This is a genomic window from Acidovorax sp. Root219 (assembly GCF_001428665.1).
Lineage (GTDB): Bacteria > Pseudomonadota > Gammaproteobacteria > Burkholderiales > Burkholderiaceae_C > Acidovorax.
Genome location: NZ_LMIJ01000014.1, coordinates 245,059 through 263,517, shown reverse-complemented (window position 1 = coordinate 263,517; position 18,459 = coordinate 245,059). Strand labels below are relative to the sequence as shown.

Annotated in this window: 18 protein-coding genes and 1 pseudogene; 3 read left to right on the top strand and 16 right to left on the bottom strand. The window is 69.0% G+C overall.

All coding sequences use genetic code 11. From position 1 onward, the window contains the following. Nucleotides 1–112 precede the first annotated feature (112 nt). The 16 genes from ASE28_RS17110 to atzF all read right to left on the bottom strand — a co-directional run bounded on the left by ASE28_RS17110 (nt 113) and on the right by atzF (nt 15,559). Nucleotides 113–1,084, bottom strand: coding sequence for an MBL fold metallo-hydrolase (locus ASE28_RS17110; RefSeq protein ID WP_057267686.1), 972 nt, complete (start codon nt 1,082–1,084; stop codon nt 113–115). A 30-nt stretch (nt 1,085–1,114) separates the two neighbouring features. Continuing rightward, nucleotides 1,115–1,984, bottom strand: coding sequence for an ABC transporter substrate-binding protein (locus ASE28_RS17105; protein ID WP_082608111.1), 870 nt, complete (start codon nt 1,982–1,984; stop codon nt 1,115–1,117). Between the two features lie 69 nt (nt 1,985–2,053). Then, on the bottom strand, nt 2,054–2,797 hold the full coding sequence (locus ASE28_RS17100) for a GntR family transcriptional regulator (RefSeq protein ID WP_057267684.1): 744 nt from the start codon (nt 2,795–2,797) through the stop codon (nt 2,054–2,056). 16 nt (nt 2,798–2,813) lie between these two features. Further along, on the bottom strand, nt 2,814–3,500 hold the full coding sequence (locus tag ASE28_RS17095) for a cysteine hydrolase family protein (RefSeq protein WP_057267682.1): 687 nt from the start codon (nt 3,498–3,500) through the stop codon (nt 2,814–2,816). Continuing rightward, complete coding sequence (locus tag ASE28_RS17090; protein ID WP_057267680.1) at nt 3,497–5,113, bottom strand: ABC transporter ATP-binding protein; 1,617 nt, start codon at nt 5,111–5,113, stop codon at nt 3,497–3,499. The genes ASE28_RS17095 and ASE28_RS17090 overlap by 4 nt, the downstream gene beginning before the upstream one ends. Before the next feature lie 17 nt (nt 5,114–5,130). Further along, nucleotides 5,131–5,832 (bottom strand): cysteine hydrolase family protein, encoded by a 702-nt coding sequence (locus tag ASE28_RS17085; protein WP_057267678.1) that lies wholly within the window; start codon nt 5,830–5,832, stop codon nt 5,131–5,133. Between the two features lie 21 nt (nt 5,833–5,853). Next, nucleotides 5,854–6,774 carry an ABC transporter permease gene (locus ASE28_RS17080; RefSeq protein ID WP_057267676.1) on the bottom strand — a complete coding sequence of 307 codons (921 nt, stop codon included), beginning with the start codon at nt 6,772–6,774 and terminating at the stop codon, nt 5,854–5,856. Beyond that, entirely contained in the window at nt 6,771–7,871 is a 1,101-nt protein-coding gene (locus ASE28_RS17075; protein ID WP_057267674.1) for an ABC transporter permease, read from the bottom strand. The genes ASE28_RS17080 and ASE28_RS17075 overlap by 4 nt, the downstream gene beginning before the upstream one ends. 13 nt (nt 7,872–7,884) lie before the next feature. Continuing rightward, a complete protein-coding gene (locus ASE28_RS17070; RefSeq protein ID WP_057267672.1) occupies nt 7,885–9,006 on the bottom strand; it encodes a BMP family ABC transporter substrate-binding protein in 1,122 nt (373 codons plus the stop codon). A gap of 63 nt (nt 9,007–9,069) precedes the next feature. Then, entirely contained in the window at nt 9,070–9,450 is a 381-nt protein-coding gene (hpxZ, locus tag ASE28_RS17065) for an oxalurate catabolism protein HpxZ (protein ID WP_057267861.1), read from the bottom strand. Nucleotides 9,451–9,464: 14 nt separating this feature from the next. After that, entirely contained in the window at nt 9,465–10,883 is a 1,419-nt protein-coding gene (locus tag ASE28_RS17060; RefSeq protein ID WP_057267670.1) for an AtzE family amidohydrolase, read from the bottom strand. Further along, the gene (locus ASE28_RS17055) at nt 10,880–11,089 is read right to left on the bottom strand and encodes a DUF4089 domain-containing protein (RefSeq protein WP_057267668.1); all 210 of its coding nucleotides are present in this window, start codon (nt 11,087–11,089) and stop codon (nt 10,880–10,882) included. Before ASE28_RS17055 ends, ASE28_RS17060 begins: the two co-directional genes overlap by 4 nt. Beyond that, on the bottom strand, nt 11,086–11,907 hold the full coding sequence (locus ASE28_RS17050) for an ABC transporter ATP-binding protein (protein ID WP_057267666.1): 822 nt from the start codon (nt 11,905–11,907) through the stop codon (nt 11,086–11,088). The genes ASE28_RS17055 and ASE28_RS17050 overlap by 4 nt, the downstream gene beginning before the upstream one ends. Then, entirely contained in the window at nt 11,904–12,734 is an 831-nt protein-coding gene (locus ASE28_RS17045; RefSeq protein WP_057203092.1) for an ABC transporter permease, read from the bottom strand. The genes ASE28_RS17050 and ASE28_RS17045 overlap by 4 nt, the downstream gene beginning before the upstream one ends. Before the next feature lie 11 nt (nt 12,735–12,745). Continuing rightward, the gene (locus ASE28_RS17040; protein ID WP_057267664.1) at nt 12,746–13,765 is read right to left on the bottom strand and encodes an ABC transporter substrate-binding protein; all 1,020 of its coding nucleotides are present in this window, start codon (nt 13,763–13,765) and stop codon (nt 12,746–12,748) included. 51 nt (nt 13,766–13,816) lie between these two features. Beyond that, nucleotides 13,817–15,559 (bottom strand): allophanate hydrolase, encoded by a 1,743-nt coding sequence (gene atzF / locus ASE28_RS17035; protein WP_157422010.1) that lies wholly within the window; start codon nt 15,557–15,559, stop codon nt 13,817–13,819. A gap of 351 nt (nt 15,560–15,910) precedes the next feature. On the opposite strand from atzF, the gene ASE28_RS17030 reads away from it, so the two are divergent. The 3 genes and pseudogenes from ASE28_RS17030 (at nt 15,911) to ASE28_RS17020 (ending at nt 18,439) form a co-directional block, all read left to right on the top strand. After that, on the top strand, nt 15,911–16,957 hold the full coding sequence (locus ASE28_RS17030; RefSeq protein WP_057267662.1) for a histone deacetylase family protein: 1,047 nt from the start codon (nt 15,911–15,913) through the stop codon (nt 16,955–16,957). Further along, nucleotides 16,954–17,977, top strand: a pseudogene (locus ASE28_RS17025) (NAD(P)/FAD-dependent oxidoreductase). Before ASE28_RS17030 ends, ASE28_RS17025 begins: the two are co-directional and overlap by 4 nt. A 156-nt stretch (nt 17,978–18,133) precedes the next feature. After that, a complete protein-coding gene (locus ASE28_RS17020; protein WP_057203089.1) occupies nt 18,134–18,439 on the top strand; it encodes a DUF883 family protein in 306 nt (101 codons plus the stop codon). Nucleotides 18,440–18,459: the final 20 nt, after the last annotated feature.

The following is an 18,459-nucleotide window of genomic DNA, read 5'->3' as shown; positions in this document are numbered from 1 at the left end:
CAGGGGTAGAGCACTGCATTCACACTGCAGGGGTCGCAAGTTCGAAACTTGCATCTCCCACCAATTCGAAACCCTTGCAGATTGCGGTCTGCAAGGGTTTTTTCGTTTCGGTTCAGTTACTCGTCTTGCCGCAGCCCGCCGCGCAGTTGCCGGCCGCCGTGAACTCCATGGTTCGGCCAGACAGCGGCACGATGACCGGGACGCGCGAGGCCTTGATGAAGGCCTCGGTCTTGCTGCCCGGCCGCACCACGCCGTCCACCGTGCCGACCTCGTTGACGTGGGAGGCGATCACGGACGCTGGCTTGACCAGCTCATTGATCACGTAGGCGGCCTCGGCAGGGCCGGTGCTGAAGCCGTCGCCGATGTTCATCACCGCCAGCTTCGCTTTGTAGTAATCGCGCACCACGCGCTCCTGATCGGCGGTGATGCCCGTGTCGCCCGACAGGTAGGCCACCAGCCCGTTGCTGAAGGTCAGCACATAGCCGGTCGCCAGGCCGACATCGCCGGCAATGCCCGCGGCCTTCATCGCATCGCCCAACTGGCCGCCGATGTAGTCGGGGTCAACGCCGTTGCTGTGCACGGCCGTCACCGTGGCGATGCGCACGCCCCCCACCGTGACACTGCCGCCGAAGCGAGCCAGCATCGAGTTGGCCGGGTCACCGCCATTGGCCTTGAGCTTGGCCGCGAAGAAGGGCGGCATCTCGCTGCCGGTCACAATTTTGGACTTCTTGGCCAGCGCGATGTTCACTGCGCTGGAGTTGGGCAGGGCCGAGACGGACATGTCGGGGCTGGCACAGGTCCCGGAGTTGGGCGCCTTGTTGTGCGCATTGCCGATGTGGTCGCCGTGCATGTGGCTCACCAGGATGATGTCGATCTTCCCCAGGCGCGGGTCGTTGGGGCCGGCCACCGTGCGGCCCGGGTCGTACAGCACGCGCGTGCCGTTGGGGTCCTCGAAGACCAGGGCCCGGTCCTGCGGGCACAGTTCGCCGTCGATGCCGCCCAGCGGCGTCACTTTCACGGTCTGGGCCTGGGCCGACAAGGCGGTGGCCAGGAAGAGGGCGGCGGCAGAGAACTTCAGGCGCATGGGATCTCCTTGCAGTGGGATGGAAAGGGGTCAGCGAAGCGGGGCCGGATCGGCGACGGCAGCGCCCTCGATGCCATGGCGCTTGAGCGCCGTGGCGACGAAGCCGCTCGCCTTCATGCGTTCCACAAAGGCATGCAGCGTGGCCCGCGCCAGCGGCGGGCGGCTGGCCGGCACGCCCATGGCCTGCTCGATCACCATGAAGCGGCCGGGCAGCACTCGCACACCGGGCACGCGCTGGGCATCGGCCTCCAGTTGCTGGCGCACGCCCGCCGCAACGTCGAGCTTGCGCGAGAGGAATTCGTCGACCACCTGGGGCGAGGTCGGGGCCCGCACCAGCGTGGCCTGCTTGATCTCGCGGGTGAGGAACAGGTCGTAGGCACTGCCCTTGCCGACCACCACCGTGGTCCCGGGCCGGTCGACCTGGGCGTTGGCCGTCAGCGGCGAATCGGCGCGCACCAGGTAGGCACCCTCGATCACCACATAGGCCGCAGTGAACGACACGCCTTCACCGCGCACCGGGTCGATGGCGAAGAAGCCGACGTCGGCCGCACCCGCACGCACCACCTCCACCGACTTGCCGGCCGCATCCACGGCCTTGAGCTCCACCGGAACACCGAGTTGCCGCCCGAGCTCCTGCGCCAGATCGACGGATACGCCCTTGAGCGCACCCGTTGCCGCATCGCGCGAGGCGAGCACCGGGTTGCCCAGGTTGATTGAGGCCCGCAGCGTCCCGTCCGGCGCCAGTGCCCGGATGGCTTCTGCCGAAAGGGCGGGGGACGCAGTGGTGGATTGGGGGCTGCTGGGAGCCGTGAGTGCACAGCCACTCAGGGCGGCAGCACACAGCAGCTGCGCCAGGTGGATGCGCGACGGACGCCGCGCAAGGGTGCTGGTGAGAGGCAAGGCAGAACTCCTTCTGTGGCGAGGGGAGCGGCGGATGCTGCGATCCCCCACGCCCGGAGATTGTGTCACTTACCCTGCACTGGGACCCAAACGCGCCATGTGCACCTGGTGCAGTGTGATCTTGCGCACCTCGGCCTGGCTGGTCTGGATGTGGGCGCGCAGCAGCATGGCGGCTTGGTCGCCGCGGTGGGCGCGGATGGCCTTGAGGATGGTGGCGTGCTCGTCGTAGGTGGCATCGATGCGCGCCTGCTGCGTGAAGTCGAGCCGGCGGATGATGCGGATGCGCTCGGTCACGTCGCGGTGCACGCGCGTCATCTCGGCATTGCCGGCGGCGCGCACCAGGGCGCAGTGGAAGGCCTCGTCCCAGGCCGCCACCTGCAGGGTGTCGGTGCTGCGCTGCTCCGGTGGCACCAGCCAGATGTTGTTGAGCTCGTCGAGCAACCGGTGGTCGACCTGGATGGACTTGAGCGCCCCTGTGCCTTCGTCGCACAGGCGGTGCACGGCGGTGGTCTCCAGCACCATGCGCAGGTCGTAGAGCTGCTCGAACTGGTCGAAGTCGAAGGGCAGCACGCGCCAGCCGCTGCGAAACAGCACCTCCACGTACCCCTCCTGCTGCAGCCGCACCAGTGCCTGGCGCACGGGCGTGCGCGAGACGCCCAGGCGTTCGCAGATCTCGTTCTCGGTGAAGCGGTCGCCCGGCACCAGCTTGAACTCGCCCACGTCGCGCTTGAGCTGGGCGTACACATCGTCGGCGCGCGAGCTGCGCACCGGCTTGGGTTTGGAAGGAGGGGAGGCGGGGAGAGGGGTCTGCACAAAACGACTTTAGCAACTACGGGGCCAGTACCGCGTCGGCCAATGCCGACAGCAGCGCGGCCGATGGCGCGGTCCACCCGACGATGGCGCCCTGGGCGCGCAGCATCTCGATGGCGGCTGCCTTGAAATGGGGGAAATAGCTCTCGGTGCAGTCTTCGAGCAGCAGGCCATCATAGCCGCGGTCATTGGCCTCGCGCATGCTGGTCTGCACGCAGACCTCGGTGGTCACGCCCATGAAGACGAGGTGGGTGATGCCGCGCGCCTGCAGCGTTTCGTGCAGCCCCGTGGCGTAGAACATGCCCTTGCCGGGCTTGTCGACCACGATCTCGCCATCGACCGGGGCCAGCGCGGGGATGATCTGGTTGCCTGGCTCGCCCGCTACCAGGATGCGGCCCATAGGCCCCGCGTCGCCGATGCGCAGCTGCGGGTTGCCGCGCAGGCGCTTGGCGGGTGGGCAGTCGGAGAGGTCCGGCCGGTGCGATTCGCGCGTGTGCACCACCAGGCCGCCTGCGGTGCGCCAAGCCTGCAGCACGGCCTGGCATGCCGGCACAATGGCTTCGAGCAGCGACACATCGTTGCCCAGGGTCTCGCCAAAGCCGCCGGGTTCGATGAAGTCGCGTTGCATGTCGATGATCACCAGCGCGGTGTGCGCCAGCGCGAAGCGAAAGGCGAAAGGGTTGGCGTGGATGGTCGTCAGGCTCATGCCGCTTCCTGGTAGGGTGTGTGATCGTGCCCGCCGCCCATGTAGGCGCCCAGCACATGGCGCTCGGCGGTGGCGGCCGGTGTTTCGTGGACGATGCGGCCTTCGCTCATGACGACGATGCGGTCCGCCAGCTCCAGCAATTCGTCCAGGTCTTCGCTGATGAGCAGCACGGCGCCGCCGCGCTCGCGTACGCCGAGGATGCGGCTGTGGATCTCGGCCACGGCCGCAAAGTCCAGGCCGAACACCGGGTTCGCGGCGATCAGCACATTGATCTCGCCCGCCAGCTCGCGCGCCAGCACCGCGCGCTGCACGTTGCCGCCCGACAGGCTGCGGATGGGGGCGCCCTCGCCCTGGGTCTTGACGCCGTAGCCTGCGATCCACTCGCGCGCCCGGCTGCGCCAGGCCGAAAAACGCAGCACGCCGCCCCGGGACAGCGGCGGCTGGTCGAAATCGCGCAGGGCCATGTTCTCGGCCACCGAGAGGTCGCCCACGCAGGCATTGCGCAGCGGCTCCTCAGGCAGGCTGCGCACCTTGAGCTCACGGTTCTGTGCGCGGGTGGCCGTGTAGTCCCGGCCCAGCACCCGCACCCGGCCCGCCAGGCGCGGGCGCTGGCCCACCAGCGCCTCGACCAGTTCGCGCTGGCCGTTGCCCGAGACGCCGGCCACGCCCAGCACCTCGCCCTTGCGCACCGACAGCGCGAGGCCATGCACGGCCAGCGTGCCACGGTCGCCCAGGGCCTGCAGGCCTTCCACCTGCAGCGCCACCTCGCCGGGCGGCACGGGCTCAGTCGCTGCCGACGCCGCCCCTGGTACGGGAGCGTCCCGCCTTTGCGTGGGAGCGCCTGGCGGCGCGACGCTGTCTCCCATCATGGCCTGGGCCAGCGCCTGCGGGCCGGTGTCGGCCACCCGGCCGTGGTGCACGGCCTGGCCGCGGCGCAGCACGGTCACCGCGTCGGCATAGGCCATCACCTCGCGGAACTTGTGGGTGATGATGACCACGCTGCACTGGCCGCTGCGCGCAAAGGCGCGCACATGGCCCAGCACCTCGTCGGCCTCCTGCGGGGTCAGCACCGAGGTGGGTTCGTCCAGGATCAACAGGCGCGGGCGCAGGTACAGCTGCTTGAGCAGCTCGAGCTTCTGCTTTTCGCCGGCGGCCAGCTCCGAGGGGCGTGCGTCCAGGTCCAGCTGGAAGGGCGTGGTGGCCAGGAAGGCCTGCAGTTCGGCGCGCTTGGCGCGCCAGTCGATCAGTGCGGGGGTCTGGCCGCCGGCCAGCAGCAGGTTCTCGGCCACCGTCATGCCCGGGGCCAGCGTGAAGTGCTGGTAGACCATGCCGATGCCCAGGCCGCGCGCGACGATGGGGTTGGCGATGGCCTGTTCGCGCCCGTCCAGCAGGATGGCGCCTTCCTCGGCCCTCTGGAAGCCCGCCACGCACTTGACCAGCGTGCTCTTGCCCGCGCCGTTCTCGCCCAGCAAGGCGTGCACGCTGCCGGGCTCCACGCGCATGCTCACACGGTCCATGGCGGTGAAGCTGCCAAAGCGCTTGGTCAGGTTCCAGGTCTCCAGCGCCAATGCACCGGTGCCTGTGGGCAGGGCGCCTATGGGTTGTTCGGGCATGGGAGCTTCCTTTTCCTTCAAGCCAATGCGGCAAGCAGCGCGCTGGAGGGGGCATGTGCACCGAACACGCCGCCCTGCATGGTCACCATGTTCAATGCGGCCTGGTGGTTGGCCGGGTCGGTGGCGGCCGTGCAGTCGGACAGCAGCAGGCATTCGTAGCCGCGGTCGTTGGCTTCGCGCATCGTGGTGTGCACGCAGACGTCGGTGGTGATGCCAGCGAGGACCAGGTTCTGCACGCCTGCCAGGCCGAGCACCATGTCCAGGTCGGTGGCGTAGAACGAGCCCTTGCCGGGCTTGTCGATCACCACCTCGCCGGGCAGCGGCGCCAGTTCCGGGACTAGCTCCCAGCCGGGCTCGCCGCGCACCAGGATGCGCCCGCACGGCCCGGTGTCGCCGATGCCCAGGCTGTTCTTGCCGATCTGGCGCGAGCGCCAGCGCTTGTTGGCCGGCAGGTCGGCGAGATCAGGCCGGTGCCCCTCGCGGGTGTGGATGACGCGGTAGCCCTGCGCCCGCAGGGCCGGCAGCAGGCGCTGCAGCGGCGCGATGGGCGCGCGCGTCAAGGCGATGTCGTAGCCCATCACGTCCACATAGCCGCCGATGCCGCAGAAGTCGGTCTGCATGTCGATCACGATCAGCGCGGTGTTGTCCGGGCGCAGGTCGCCGTTGTAGGGCCAGGCATAGGGGTTGGCCTGGACATGGCGGGTGGTTGGGGTGGTCACGAGGGCGGTTCCTTCGGAGGGTTATTTGCTGGAAGAGAGTTCGCCCGGGCTGCCAGCGGCCACGCTGCCGGGCTTGCAGGTCAGCACCAGGATCAGCAGGGTCAGCACATAGGGCACGGTGTTGAACAGGTGGTAGCCCCAGCCCACACCCACCGACTGCAGCGCCGGGCCGATGGCGCCGGCCCCGCCGAAAAGCATGGCAGCCACCATGCAGCGCAAGGGGCTCCAGCGTGCAAAGATCACCAGCGCCACGGCGATCAGGCCCTGGCCGCTGGAGATGCCCTCGTTCCAGCTGCCGGGGTAGAACAGGGTGAGCGAGGCCCCGCCCAGCCCGGCGATGAAGCCGCCCGCCGCCGTGGCCGCGATGCGGATGCCGGGCACCGAATAGCCGAGCGCGCGCGTGGCGTTGGCCGAGTCGCCCGCCAGCCGCACCAGCAGGCCCCAGCGGGTGCGCGCAAAGGCCCACCAGAGGGCCACGGCCAGCACGATGCCCAGCGGCAGCAGGGCGTTGACCTGCAGGGCCGACTGCACGACCGGCGAATCGCTCCAGCCGCCCAGCGCCAGCGCCGGGATCTGCGGTGCCTGCGGCTGGATCAGCGGCTTGCCCAGGTAGAAAGCCAGTCCCGTGCCCAGCAGCATCAGCGCAATGCCGGTGGCCACGTCGTTCACCCGCGGCAGCGAGCACAGCACGCCGTGCAGCGTGGCCAGCAGGGCACCTGCCGTGGCCCCTGCCAACACGCCCAGCCAGGGTGAGCCGGTCAGGTAGGCGCCGCCGAAGGCGGTCATGGCCGAGAGCACCAGCACCCCCTCCAGCCCGAGGTTGATGCGGCCCGACTTCTCGGTCAGGCACTCGCCCAGGCTCACGAACAGGAAGGGCACACCCACGCGCAGGGCCCCGCCCACGATGCCGGCCACCAGGGCAATCCCTTGGTCTGCGGTCATATGGGCTCCACATTCGCGGTGGGAGGGGCGGTTGGAGTCGTCGCCTCGGCGGGCCGGCTGCGCCGCTGGGCCCACAGGGCCCGCCAGTCCACGTCACGCAGCGCCTCGCTGGCCAGGATCAGCACGAAGGCAATGCCCTGCAGCACCATCACCGAGGCATCGGGCAGGCCCAGGCGGCGCTGCAGCAGGCTGCCGGCTGCGCCGAAGCCGCCGAACAGGATGGCCACCGGGATGATGGCGATCGGGTTGTGCCGCGCGATGAAGGCCACGAGGATGCCGGCGTAGCCGTAGCCCGCGATCAGCGCGCCATTGGCATTGGTGTGCACCGCCGCCACCTCCACGGCACCGGCGAGGCCTGCCGCCGCGCCGCCCAGGGCGCAGGCCACCAGGATCAGCCGGGTGGCCGGCAGGCCCACGAGTTGCGCGGCGCGCGGGTTGCCGCCCACCACGCGGATCGAGAAGCCCGAGGCCGTCCAGTGCAGCCACAGGCCCAGCGCCACGCAGGCCAGCACGCCCAGCACCAGGCCCCAGTGCACGTCCGAGCCGCCGATGCCGCCGATCAGCAGGCCCGGATCGAGGCTGGGCGTGGCCGGCTTGTTCAGGCTGGCAGGGTCGCGCAGGGTGCCCTCCACGAAGTGCTTGAACAGGCCGATGGCCACGTACGACAGCAGCAGGCTGCTGATGGTCTCGTTGATGCCGCGGTACTGGCGCAGCCAGCCCGCCAGCACGATCCACAGGGCACCGGCCACGGCGCCTGCGGCACAGGCCAGCGCCGTGCCCGCCACATTGTCGGGCAAGGCCACGGCCATGGGCAGCGCCGCGGCGGCCAGGCCGCCGAGCACCAGTGCGCCCTCGCCCCCGATGATGGTCAGCCCCGCCCGCGCGGGCAGGGCCACGCACAGGGCCGTGAGCATGAGTGGTGCGGAGCGCTGCAGGGTGTTCTGCCACGAGAACCAGTCGCCGAACGCACCCTTGAACAGCGTAGTCCACACGTCAATCGGGTTCACGCCCGCAAAGCCGACGAAGCCGCCGAACAGCAGCAGAGCCAGCCCGATGGCGACAACGGGCAAGAGGACGTCCTTGGCGGCCGAATGCATGGCAGTCCCTTGCTTAGAACGAGCCGAGGACGCCTTCGACCAGGTAGTCCATCTTTTCCAGCTCCAGGTCGGTCTGCTTGAACGACTTGCCGCTGGCGATGACCTCCTTGCCCTTGTTGTTCTTGAGAGGGCCCTTGAAGATGTCGAAGCCGCCCGCGATCATCTTGGCCTTGGTGTCGTCGGCCTGCTTCCTGGCGGCTTCGCTCACGGCCGGGCCGTAGGCGGACATCTTCACAAAGCCTTCCTTCAAGCCCCCGCGCAGGAAGTTGGGGTGCGGCTTGCCGGTGCGGGCCGCCTCGATGATGGTGGTGTAGGCCGTGAGCCAGTTCCATTCGGCCCCCGTCAGGTAGGCCTGGGGCGCCAGCTTGGCCTGGCTGGCGTGGTAGCCGCAGACCATCTTGCCGCGCTTGGCGGCGGTTTCGACAATGACCTTGGGCCCGTCCACGTGCATGGTGAACACGTCGCAGCCCTGGTCGGCCAGGCTGTTGGTGGCCTCGGCCTCCTTCACGGCCATGGACCAGTCGCCCGTGAAGATGACGCTGCAGGTGATGCCCGGCTTGACCGAGCGCGCGCCCAGCGTGAAGGCATTGATGTTGCGCAGCACCTGCGGGATGGGCTTGGCGGCGATGAAGGCGATCTTGCCGCTCTTGCTCATGTGGCCGGCCACCACGCCGTTGAGGAACTGGCATTCGTCGATGTAGCCGAAGAAGCTGCCCGCGTTCTTGGGGTGCTTGCCTTCGGTCCACATGCCGCCGCAGTGCGAAAAGCGCACGTCGGGGTACTTGGCGGCCAGCGCCAGCAGGTGCGGGTCGAAGTAGCCGAACGAGGTCGGGAACAGCAGCTTGGCGCCGTCCTGCGCGATCATGCCGGTCATGGTCTTTTGCACGGCGGCGGTCTCGGGTACGTTCTCTTCTTCCACCACCTTGATGCCGGGCATCTTCTTGAGCTCGGCCGCGGCCTGGGCATGGGCCTGGTTGTAGCCGTAGTCGTCGCGCGGGCCGACGTAGATCACGCCCACGGTGAGCGGGGCCTGCGCGTTGGCCTGCATTGCCCAGCCGCCCAGGGTGCCAGCAGCGCCCAGCGCCGCAAGGGCTTGCAGGGATTCGCGGCGGTTCGGGTTGGCAAGGCGGGTCATGGGTTTCTCGTGTTTCATGGCGGTCCTTTCGGCAGGGGTGGGTTCAACGGGAAGGGGATGGGGTCAGTCGAGCAGGCTCACGTGGGCTGCGACAACGCGCCAGCCGGCCTCGGTGCGCAGCCAGGTCTGGCTCTGGCGGCCGGTGCGGGCGCTGCCCTCGCGCTGGAACTCGGCATTGGCGGTGGCGAAGTCGCGGCCGTAGGTGGTGATCACGGTCCTGAGCAGGCGCCGCTGCAGCCCCAGGGCCGGGCGCCCGGCTCGAAAGGCCTGTATCTGCGCGTAGCCGTACAGGTTCTCGGTGGCGCCGTAGCGCAGGGTGTGGGGGCTGTCCCAGAACAGCGCGTCGAGCACCTCGACGTGGTTGTTCACCAGTGCGTCCTCGTAACGGGCGAACACGGCCTCGACCTCGGCGAGCACCTCGGGCTGGTTGATGGTGTAGGGCATGAAAAATATGGCTTTCACAAAGTGGCGATGGGCGCGCGGCAGATGCCCGCGGCCTCCAGCACGGCGGCGGCGCGTAGCGCCAGGTCTTCGCGCCGGGGCGCAGCGATGATCTGCACGCCGATCGGAAGGCTTGCGTGCGCGCCCCACACCGGCACGGCGCACACCGGCAGGCCGATGCACGAGAGGGGCTGGGTCAGCAGGCCCATGTTGGGGCGCAGCGGCAGGTCGCGCCCGTTCAGGTCGAACCGCTCGGTTCCGATGGGCGTGGCCGCGCAGGGCGTGGCGGGGGCCAGCAGCAGGTCGTAGCGCGACAGCACCCGTGCGGCTTCGTGGGCATAGCGGCTGCGCACGCGCTGGGCGCGTGCCACCCAGGCGGCAGGGATCAGCGCGCCGGCCAGGAAGCGGTCGCGTGACAGCGGCTCGAAGTCGGCTGCGCGCGTGCGCAGGTTATCGAGGTGCAGGGCCCCGGCCTCCGCGTTGGTGATGAGGAACGCCGCCGCACGGCCGGCCTCCACCAGCGGCAGCTCCACCGGTTCGGCCTGTGCGCCCAGCGCCTGCGCCACCCGGGCCACGGCGGCGCGCGCTTCAGGCAGGGCATTGTCGGCAAAGTAGCCACCCAGCACGCCAATGCGCAGGCCGGTGATTCCCTTGTCCAGGTCGCGGGCCACCGGCTGGGCCGGCCGCTGCGCGCAGCCGGCATCGGTGTGTGCGGCAGGTGCTTCGGGGCCCTGCATGGCGTCATAGGCCAGCGCCAGGTCGCGCACACTGCGTGCCATGGGGCCCAGGTGGTCCAGGCTGGAGATGAAGGGAAAGCTGCCCGTGCGCGGCAGCCGCCCGAAGGTGGGCTTGAGGCCGAACACGCCGCACAGCGAAGACGGCACGCGGATCGATCCATTGGTGTCCGACCCGAGCGTGATGGGCACCTGGCCCGCGGCCACCGCCGCGCCGGAGCCGCCCGAGGAGCCACCCGCGATGCGGGCCAGGTCGTGCGGGTTGTGGCAGGCGCCCTCGTGGCTGTTCTCGGTGGTGAAGCCGTAGGCGTACTCGTCCATGTTGAGCGCCCCCACGAGGATGGCACCGGCGGCCTCCAGGCGCTGCACCAGCAGGCCGTCGGCCCTGGCGGGAGGGCGGTCGCGCTCGATCTTGGAGCCAGCCAGCGTGGTGAGGCCCGCCACGTCGAACAGGTTCTTCACGGCAAAGGGCACTCCCAGCAGGGGCAGGGCGGCCTGCGTCCCCGCAGCCAGGCCGGCATCGATGCGGGCGGCACGCGCCAGGGCCCGTGCCCGCAGCACGGCGGTGAAGGCGTTGACGCGGGCGTCGGTGTGCTCGATGCGGTCCAGGCAGGCCGTCACCAGCGCGGTGGCGGTCACGTCGCGCGCCGCCACGGCCTGTGCCATGCCGGCGGCATCCTGTTGCCACCAGTGCGCCGTCATGCGCGGCCTCCCCCGGCAGGCAGCACCGGGACGAAGGCCATGGCGGGCTCGTCCGTCGCGTCCAGCGGCACGGCGTTGACGGTGTCGGCAAAGCCGTTGGCCAGCGCCAGGTAGCCGAGCACGGCCGCGCGGTGCTCGGGCGCGATGGGCAGGCCGACGGCCGTGGCCGCGGCGTCGAGGTAGCGTTCGAGCTCGGCCGCGTTCATCGGCGCACCTCGCGCTGAAAGATCTCCAGGCTGAGCTTCTTCATGGCCACGAAGCTCGGCTCGCTGAGCGTGGCCAGGGTGCGCGGGCGGGCATCGTCGTAGTGCAGGATCTCGGCCACGCGGGTGGGGCGCTTGGTCAGCAGCAGCACCTCGTCGGCCAGGTAGACGGCTTCTTCCAGGTCGTGCGATACCAGCAGCATGGTGGTGCCGGTCTGCATGAACACCTCCTGCAGCTTCTCGCGGATGAACAGCGTCATCTCGAAGTCGAGTGCCGAGAAGGGCTCGTCGAGGAACAGCACCTCTGGGTTGGGCGCCAGCGCCCGCATGATGGAGGCCGTCTGCTGCTGCCCGCCCGAGAGCTCGTAGGGGTAGCGGTTGAGGTCGAACTTCACGTCGAACGAGGCCACCAGCTCGGCCATGCGGCGGTCCACCTCGGCCTTGCTCTTGCCTTCGAGCTTGAGCGGGTAGGCGATGTTGTCGATGGTGCGCATCCACGGGAACATCGCTTCGCGGTAGTTCTGAAAGACATAGCCGATCTTGGTGTCCTTGAGGCTTTTGCCGTCGAACAGGATCTCGCCGCTGTCGATGGGCACGAGGCCGGCGATCATGTTGATCAGCGTGCTCTTGCCGCAGCCGTTGGGGCCGAAGACCGAGACGATCTTGTGCTTGGGGATGTCGAGGTCGAAGTCCTCGTACAGCGGCCAGCCGGCGAAGTACTTGGTCAGCCCGCGGATGGTGATGTGGGTGCCTGCCGGGCCGGGTGTGAAAACACGCTTGGGCACATCGGCATACACGGCGCCATTGACGACGGTGTTCATCGGCCGCTCCAGTGAACGATCCTGCGTTCGGCGACGAGGAACAGGATGTTGAGGGCATAGCCCAGGGCGCCTGCAGCCAGGATGGCGGCGTACATGCTCTTGACGTTGAGCACCTGCTGCGCATCGATGATGCGATGGCCCAGGCCGTTATCGGAGCCGATGAACATCTCGGCCACGATCACGATGACCAGCGCCATCGACACGGCTGAGCGCAGGCCGACGAAGGTGGGCTGCAGGCTTTCCCAGACCAGCACGTCCTTGAAGATCTGCCAGCGCGAAGCGCCCATCACGCGCGCCGCCATCACGCGCTGCTTGCGGGCATTGATGACGCCATAGGCGCTGTTGAAGATCACGATCAGGAAGGCGCCGAACGCGGCGATGGCCACCTTGTTCACGTCCGACACGCCGAAGATCAGGAGGAACAGCGGGATCAGTGCCGACGAGGGGGTGGAGCGGAAGAAGTCGATCAGAAACTCCACGCTGCGGTAGGCGCGCTCGTTGCTGCCCAGCAGCACCCCGAGCGGCACGCCGATCACGGCCGCGATCAGGAAGGCCTGCACCGTGCGCCAGACGGTCACCGCGAAGTCCAGCAGCAGCGGCCCGCCCGCCAGGCCGGTGACCAGCGTGAGCACGGTGGCGCCGGGTGGTGGCAGCAGGATGGGCTTGATGAAGCCCAGCCGCACCACCAGGTCCCAAAGGATGAACAGGGCCAGGGGGCCGACGAAGGGAAGCAGCTTGTCCCAGGCGGGCGTCTTGGGCGCAGCGGATGCCGCCTTGCCTGCGGGCGGCGACCAGGCGCCGGCGGTGGTGGAGGTGGTTTCGGCCATGGCGCGCCCCTTCAGGCCTTGTAGATCAGGCTGTCGACCACGACCTTCTTCTCGAAGATGCCCTTTTCGGTGAACAGGTCGTAGAACTTCTGGAAGTACGCCAGGTCGCTGGGCTTGAACTCGTTGTGCAGCATGTACGAGGCCAGCGGCACCTCGGCCGTGAGCGCGCCCTCGATGGCGGTGTAGCCCTTCATGAACTGCCGCGCCTCGTCGGGCTTGGTGCGCACCAGCTCGATGCCGCGGGCGTAGGCGGCGATGAACTTCTTGGCCACCTCGGGGTTCTTCTTGATGAATTCGCTGGTCAGGCTGGCTGCGCCGCCGTGCCAGGGCGCCATCGCGTCGCCCAGGATGTATTTGGCGACCACGCCCGATTCGATGATGCGCGTGGTGCCGTTCATGCGGCCGATGGTGCCCGTGGGCTCCAGGGTGTAGCAGGCGTCGACCTGGCCGGCGACGATGGAGGCGATGTGCTGGCCAATGGGCAGCTCGGTCACGGTGGCACCCGTCGCGCCGGCACGCGCCAGCATGGTCTTGCACAGCGTCATGTTCTGGATGCCGGGGCCCGAGGCGACCTTCTTGCCCTTGAGGTCGGCCATGGTCTTGATGGCGCTGTCCTTGCCGGTGATGAACTGGTCGAGCACGAACTTGGCGTTGCTCGGGTTGGTGGCGAAGATCTTGAACAGGCCCGGCTGGGCGATCTCGCCGATGGCCAGGTTGGCCGAGCCGGTGCCGTTGGAGCTGCCGTCGGAGCGGCCCGAGAGCATGGCCTCCATCACCTGCTGGGCGCCCGCGAACTTGAGCGGCTCCACATCCAGGCCCGCCTCCTTGAAATAGCCTTTCTCCACCGCAGCGAAGAAAGGCAAACCGGCCGCCACGGGCCAGAAGCCGATGCGGACCTTGGGGCCGGACTGGGCGCGCACCAGGGCAGGGGCTGCGAGCATGCCCAGCGTGGCGGCCGAGGCTGTGAGGACGCGGCGGCGCGAAGTGCTGGTGATAGTGCCGGTGGATGGGATGGAACTGTGGGATGTCATGGCAGGCTCCTGCAGCAAGGTTGAAAGGTGAGGGGATGAAAGGGGCATGCGTCAGTTGCTGGCCTTGAGCGACGTGATGTACGCCCGCCAGCCGCCGAAGCTGCTGATGTCGCGCGCACCGGCCAGCGCCAGCGGCTCGCAGATGAAGCCCTGCACGCTGCTGGAGTCGGCCAGTGTGAGCGTGCCTATGCCCAGCGGCTGCGGGATCAGCGCGACGAAGCTGCCGTAGTGCGCGGCGGGCATGCGCCACACCTCGACCGCGATGCGCTTGCCCTGGCCCGGCGCCACACGCAGCAGGCCGGGCTTGGGCGGCACGGTGCCGGGCAGGGCGTAGAGCTGGTAGTCGGCGGCCGTTTCGGTCGCCAGCTCCAGCGTGGCGCCGCGTTCGGTGAGCTGACCGTTGAGTGGCATGCCGCTCAGGTGGGCACCGACCACGGCGACCCGTACTGTGGCGGGTGCCTGCAGCCCGGCGATAGGTTGGGGCGCGGGCAAGGGCGTGCTGCCGGCGGCCTGGGGCAGGCCGGTGGCGTGGTGGTAGCGCTGGCCCAGCTCGGCCAGTTGCCAGTCGCTGCCGCAGGGGCCGATGAGGGTGATGCCGAAGGGCAGGCCATCGGCGCGCAGGCTGCTGGGCACCGAGATGGCGGCATAGTCCAGCAGGTTGACGAAGTTGGTGTAGGCGCCCAGGTTGCGGTTGAGCACCACCGGGTCGGCCTGCATGGCGGCAATGGTGTAGTGGGTGGGGGCCGTGGGCACCAGCAGCAGGTCGATGGCCTCGGCGCCCTGCCACATCGGTGCCACCTGCTGGCCCAGGGTACGCAGCCGGGTCTGGGCGTCACACAGGTCGGCCGCGCTGTAGCCGCGCCCGCTGGCCAGGATGCTGCGCACCGGCTCCACCACCTGGTCCTCGTGCTGGTCGAAGAAGCTGCGCACGGCGGCATAGCGTTCGGCGACCAGCGCGCTTTCATAAAGCAGGGCTGCTGCCTGGGCCAGTGGCGCGTAGGGGATGGGCACCGGCGTGCCGCCCAGGGCCTTGAGGCGGGCCACGGCCTCGGCGAATGCCGCCTCGGCCGCTGCATCGCCAAAGAACTCGAGCACATCGGGCACGCCGAAACGGAAGCTGGCGGGCAATGGCTCGGCGGCCAGGGTGAGCTGCCGCCCATAGGGGTCCTGCGCGTCATAGCCCTGTGCGACCTGGAGCACGCGGGCCGCCACGTCCACCGTGCGCGCGAAGATCGAGACACAGTCGGCGCTCTGCGCGGCCGGCACCACGCCCCGGGCGCTGACCAGGCCCTTGGTCGGCTTGATGCCCACGATGTTGTTCAGCCCGGCCGGTACCCGGCCCGAACCGGCCGTGTCGGTGCCCAGCGCGAAGTCCACCTGCCCGGTGGCCACCACATAGGCCGAGCCCGAGCTGGAGCCACCCGACACGTAGGCCGGGTCCAGCGCATTGGGCACTGCGCCATGCGGCGAGCGGGTGCCGTTGAGCCCGCAGGCGAACTGGTCCAGGTTGGTCTTGCCCACCAGCGTTGCCCCCGCATCGAGCAGGCGCTGCACCACCGCCGCATGGGCCGTGGCCGTGTAGGCAAAGGCAGGGCAGGCGGCGGACGTGGGGTAGCCGGCCACGTCGATGTTGTCCTTGACCGCAAAGCGCAGGCCGCTGAGCGGGCCGCCAGGCCTGCCGGCGACGGCGGGCTCGCAGCGCACCAGCCAGGCCTGCTCAGCCAGCGGGAGGGGCGGTGAACCGTCAGGCACAGGAGGAAATTCGGCCACCAGGGAGTTTGTTGCTTGCACCATTTTGAAGAATTCAATCTTGGATACAAAAAGAGATGCAAGCGCTGTGCCAGGGCGGCCTGGTCCGCAGCGGATCGGTCAGGTCCATGTGCCGCAAGGCGGGAAGTCCGGCGCGAACCGCCTAGCGCGCACAGGGAAGCCCGTGGCTTTTGGGCCCGGACCAGGCCTGGTGCCGGCGCGTGAGGCGCGGCACGTGCGGCCGGCTGCCGGCGCTGACGGGCGCCCGCTTTTGCTGCGGTCTGGTGCATGGGCTGCGTTTCGAGCGGTGTGGGACGCGCTAAAGTGGTGAGCCCTGCCGGCCTCCGTGGGATGCATCGACGGACGCTGGCGAAACCATTTCCTGTCTGTGCCCGCATGATTTCCTTCCACAACCCCTTGCACCACCGGCATGCGCCGGTCCATGAGTTCTACCGTGGCGAGCGCGTTCCGTGCTTCGAGAAGCCGGTGCGCGCCCAATATGTGGAGGACGCCCTGCTGGAGCGCGGCCATGGCCTGCTGGCGCCCGACGTGGACAGCACACCAGTGCTGGCCCAGGTCCATGCGCCGCGCTACCTGGCTTTCTTGCAGAACGCATGGTCGCAGTGGCTGGCGCTGGATGCGGCCAACGCCTCGGTCCAGCCCTTCCCTTCGGTGTGGCCGGTGCGCAGCCTGCGCAGCGACGTGGAGCCGGACAACTTCGTGGCCAAACTGGGCCTGTACTCCATGGACAACGGCACGCCCATGGCCGAGGGGACCTGGGAGGCCGCCAAGGCCGGGGCCGACGCCGCTGCCAGCGCAGCGGCCCGCGTGGCCCAGGGCGCGCGGGCCGCGTTCTGCTGTACCCGCCCGCCGGGCCACCATGCGGGGCCCGACTTCATGGGCGGCTACTGCTTCCTCAACAACGCCGCCGTGGCGGCCCAGTGGCTGCGCAACCAGGGCAGCCAGCGTGTGGCCCTGCTGGACGTGGACTACCACCACGGCAACGGCACGCAGAGCATCTTCTACGACCGTGCCGACGTGCTGTTCATCAGCATGCATGGTGACCCGCTGACCGAGTACCCGTTCTACCTGGGCCATGCCGACGAAACCGGCGACGGCGAGGGCGCAGGTTTCAACCTCAACCTGCCGCTGCCCGCAGGCACCACGGCTGATGAATGGTTTGCCGCGCTGGAGCAGGCCTGCGTGCGCATCGCGCAGTACCGGGCGGACACGCTGGTGGTCTCGCTCGGGCTCGATGCCTTCGAGGACGACCCGATCTCCAAGTTCGCGCTCAAGACCTCGGACTTCACGCGCCTGGGCGAGCGCCTGGCGGCCCTGGGGCTGCCCACGGTGTTCGTGCTGGAAGGGGGGTACGCGGCGGCGGAACTGGGCAACAACGCCGTGAACGTGCTCGACGGCTTCGATCACGCAGCGGCGCGATGAGCGATACCGTCGACTGCGTGGTGGTGGGTGCCGGCGTGGTGGGCCTGGCGGTGGCCAGGGCCCTGGCTCGCGCAACAGCGAGGTCATCCACGCTACGCTACGGGCTCGCTCAAGGCCCGGCTGTGCGTGCAGGGGCGCGATCTGCTGTACGCCTACTGTGCTGAGCGCGGCGTGCCGCACCGGCGCTGCGGCAAGCTGATCGTGGCCACGTCCCCAGAACAGATCCCTGCGCTGCAGGGCATCGAAGTGCGCGCCCGTGCCAACGGCGTCACTGACCTGCAATGGCTCGATGCCGAGGCCGCGCAAGCGCTGGAGCCCGCGCTGCAGTGCGTGGCGGCGCTGCACTCACCCAGCACGGGCATCGTCGACAGCCATGCGCTGATGCTGGCCCTGCAGGGCGACCTGGAGCATGCGGGCGGCCTGGTGGCGCTCAACTCGCCGCTGGCCCATGCCCGCTGCACGGCCCAAGGCATCCACCTGCAGGCCGCCGACGGCACCGAATTGCTGGCACGTACGGTGGTCAATGCGGCGGGCCTCGCCGCACCCGGCCTGGCGCGGCGCTTAGAGGGCCTGGACGCCCGCCATGTGCCCACGCCGCACTACGCCAAGGGCAGCTATTTCACCCTGGCCGGGCGGGCGCCCTTCAGCCGCCTCATCTACCCCGCGCCCGAGGCCGCCGGCCTGGGCGTGCACCTGACGCTCGACATGGGCGGGCAGGCCCGTTTCGGCCCCGACGTGCAGTGGGTGGACGACCCGGCCGACCTGCAGGTGGACCCTGCCCGGGGCGATGCCTTCTACGCCGAGGTGCGCAGGTATTGGCCTGGCCTCAAGGACGGCGCGTTGGTTCCAGCCTATGCCGGCATGCGCCCCAAGATCAGTGCCCCGGGCGAGCCTGCGGCCGACTTCGTGATCCAGGGGCCGGCAGTGCATGGCGTGCCGGGCCTGGTGAACCTGTTCGGCATCGAGTCGCCGGGGTTGACCAGTTCACTGGCCATCGGCGCGCACGTGGCAGCGCTGTGATGCGTGTCAACTCCATGCCAGTCGTAAGCCATTGCGTCCAAGTCCTACAAGGGTTTTGGCGATCTGTCCGCTAAGATGGTACTGAGCGCCACATCATTGGCCGGTAGGCGGACAGGGGATGTGATTTTTTCTTTTGTACACAGAAAGGTTTGCCATATGAGCGTTTCCGACTCCATCTCCACGACCCAGGCCGATCTGGAAAAACTCGTCTCTGATCTGCGCGGCCTGCTGTCGAGCAAGGACCTTGATTCCGTGCCAGACATCAAGCTGTTGCGCCAGAAGCTGGACGATGGCCTGCAGACTGCACGCGAATCGGCAGTGCGTGCCGCGCAGGACGCAGCCCGCCAAGCCAAGGACGCAGCGCTCGCGGCAGACCGTTATGCTCACGACGAGCCGTGGCGTGTCGCCGGTGCAGCATTGGCTGTCGGTGCGCTGGTGGGCTTCGTGCTGGCCCGCCGCTGAAACGACGACGCTCTGACATT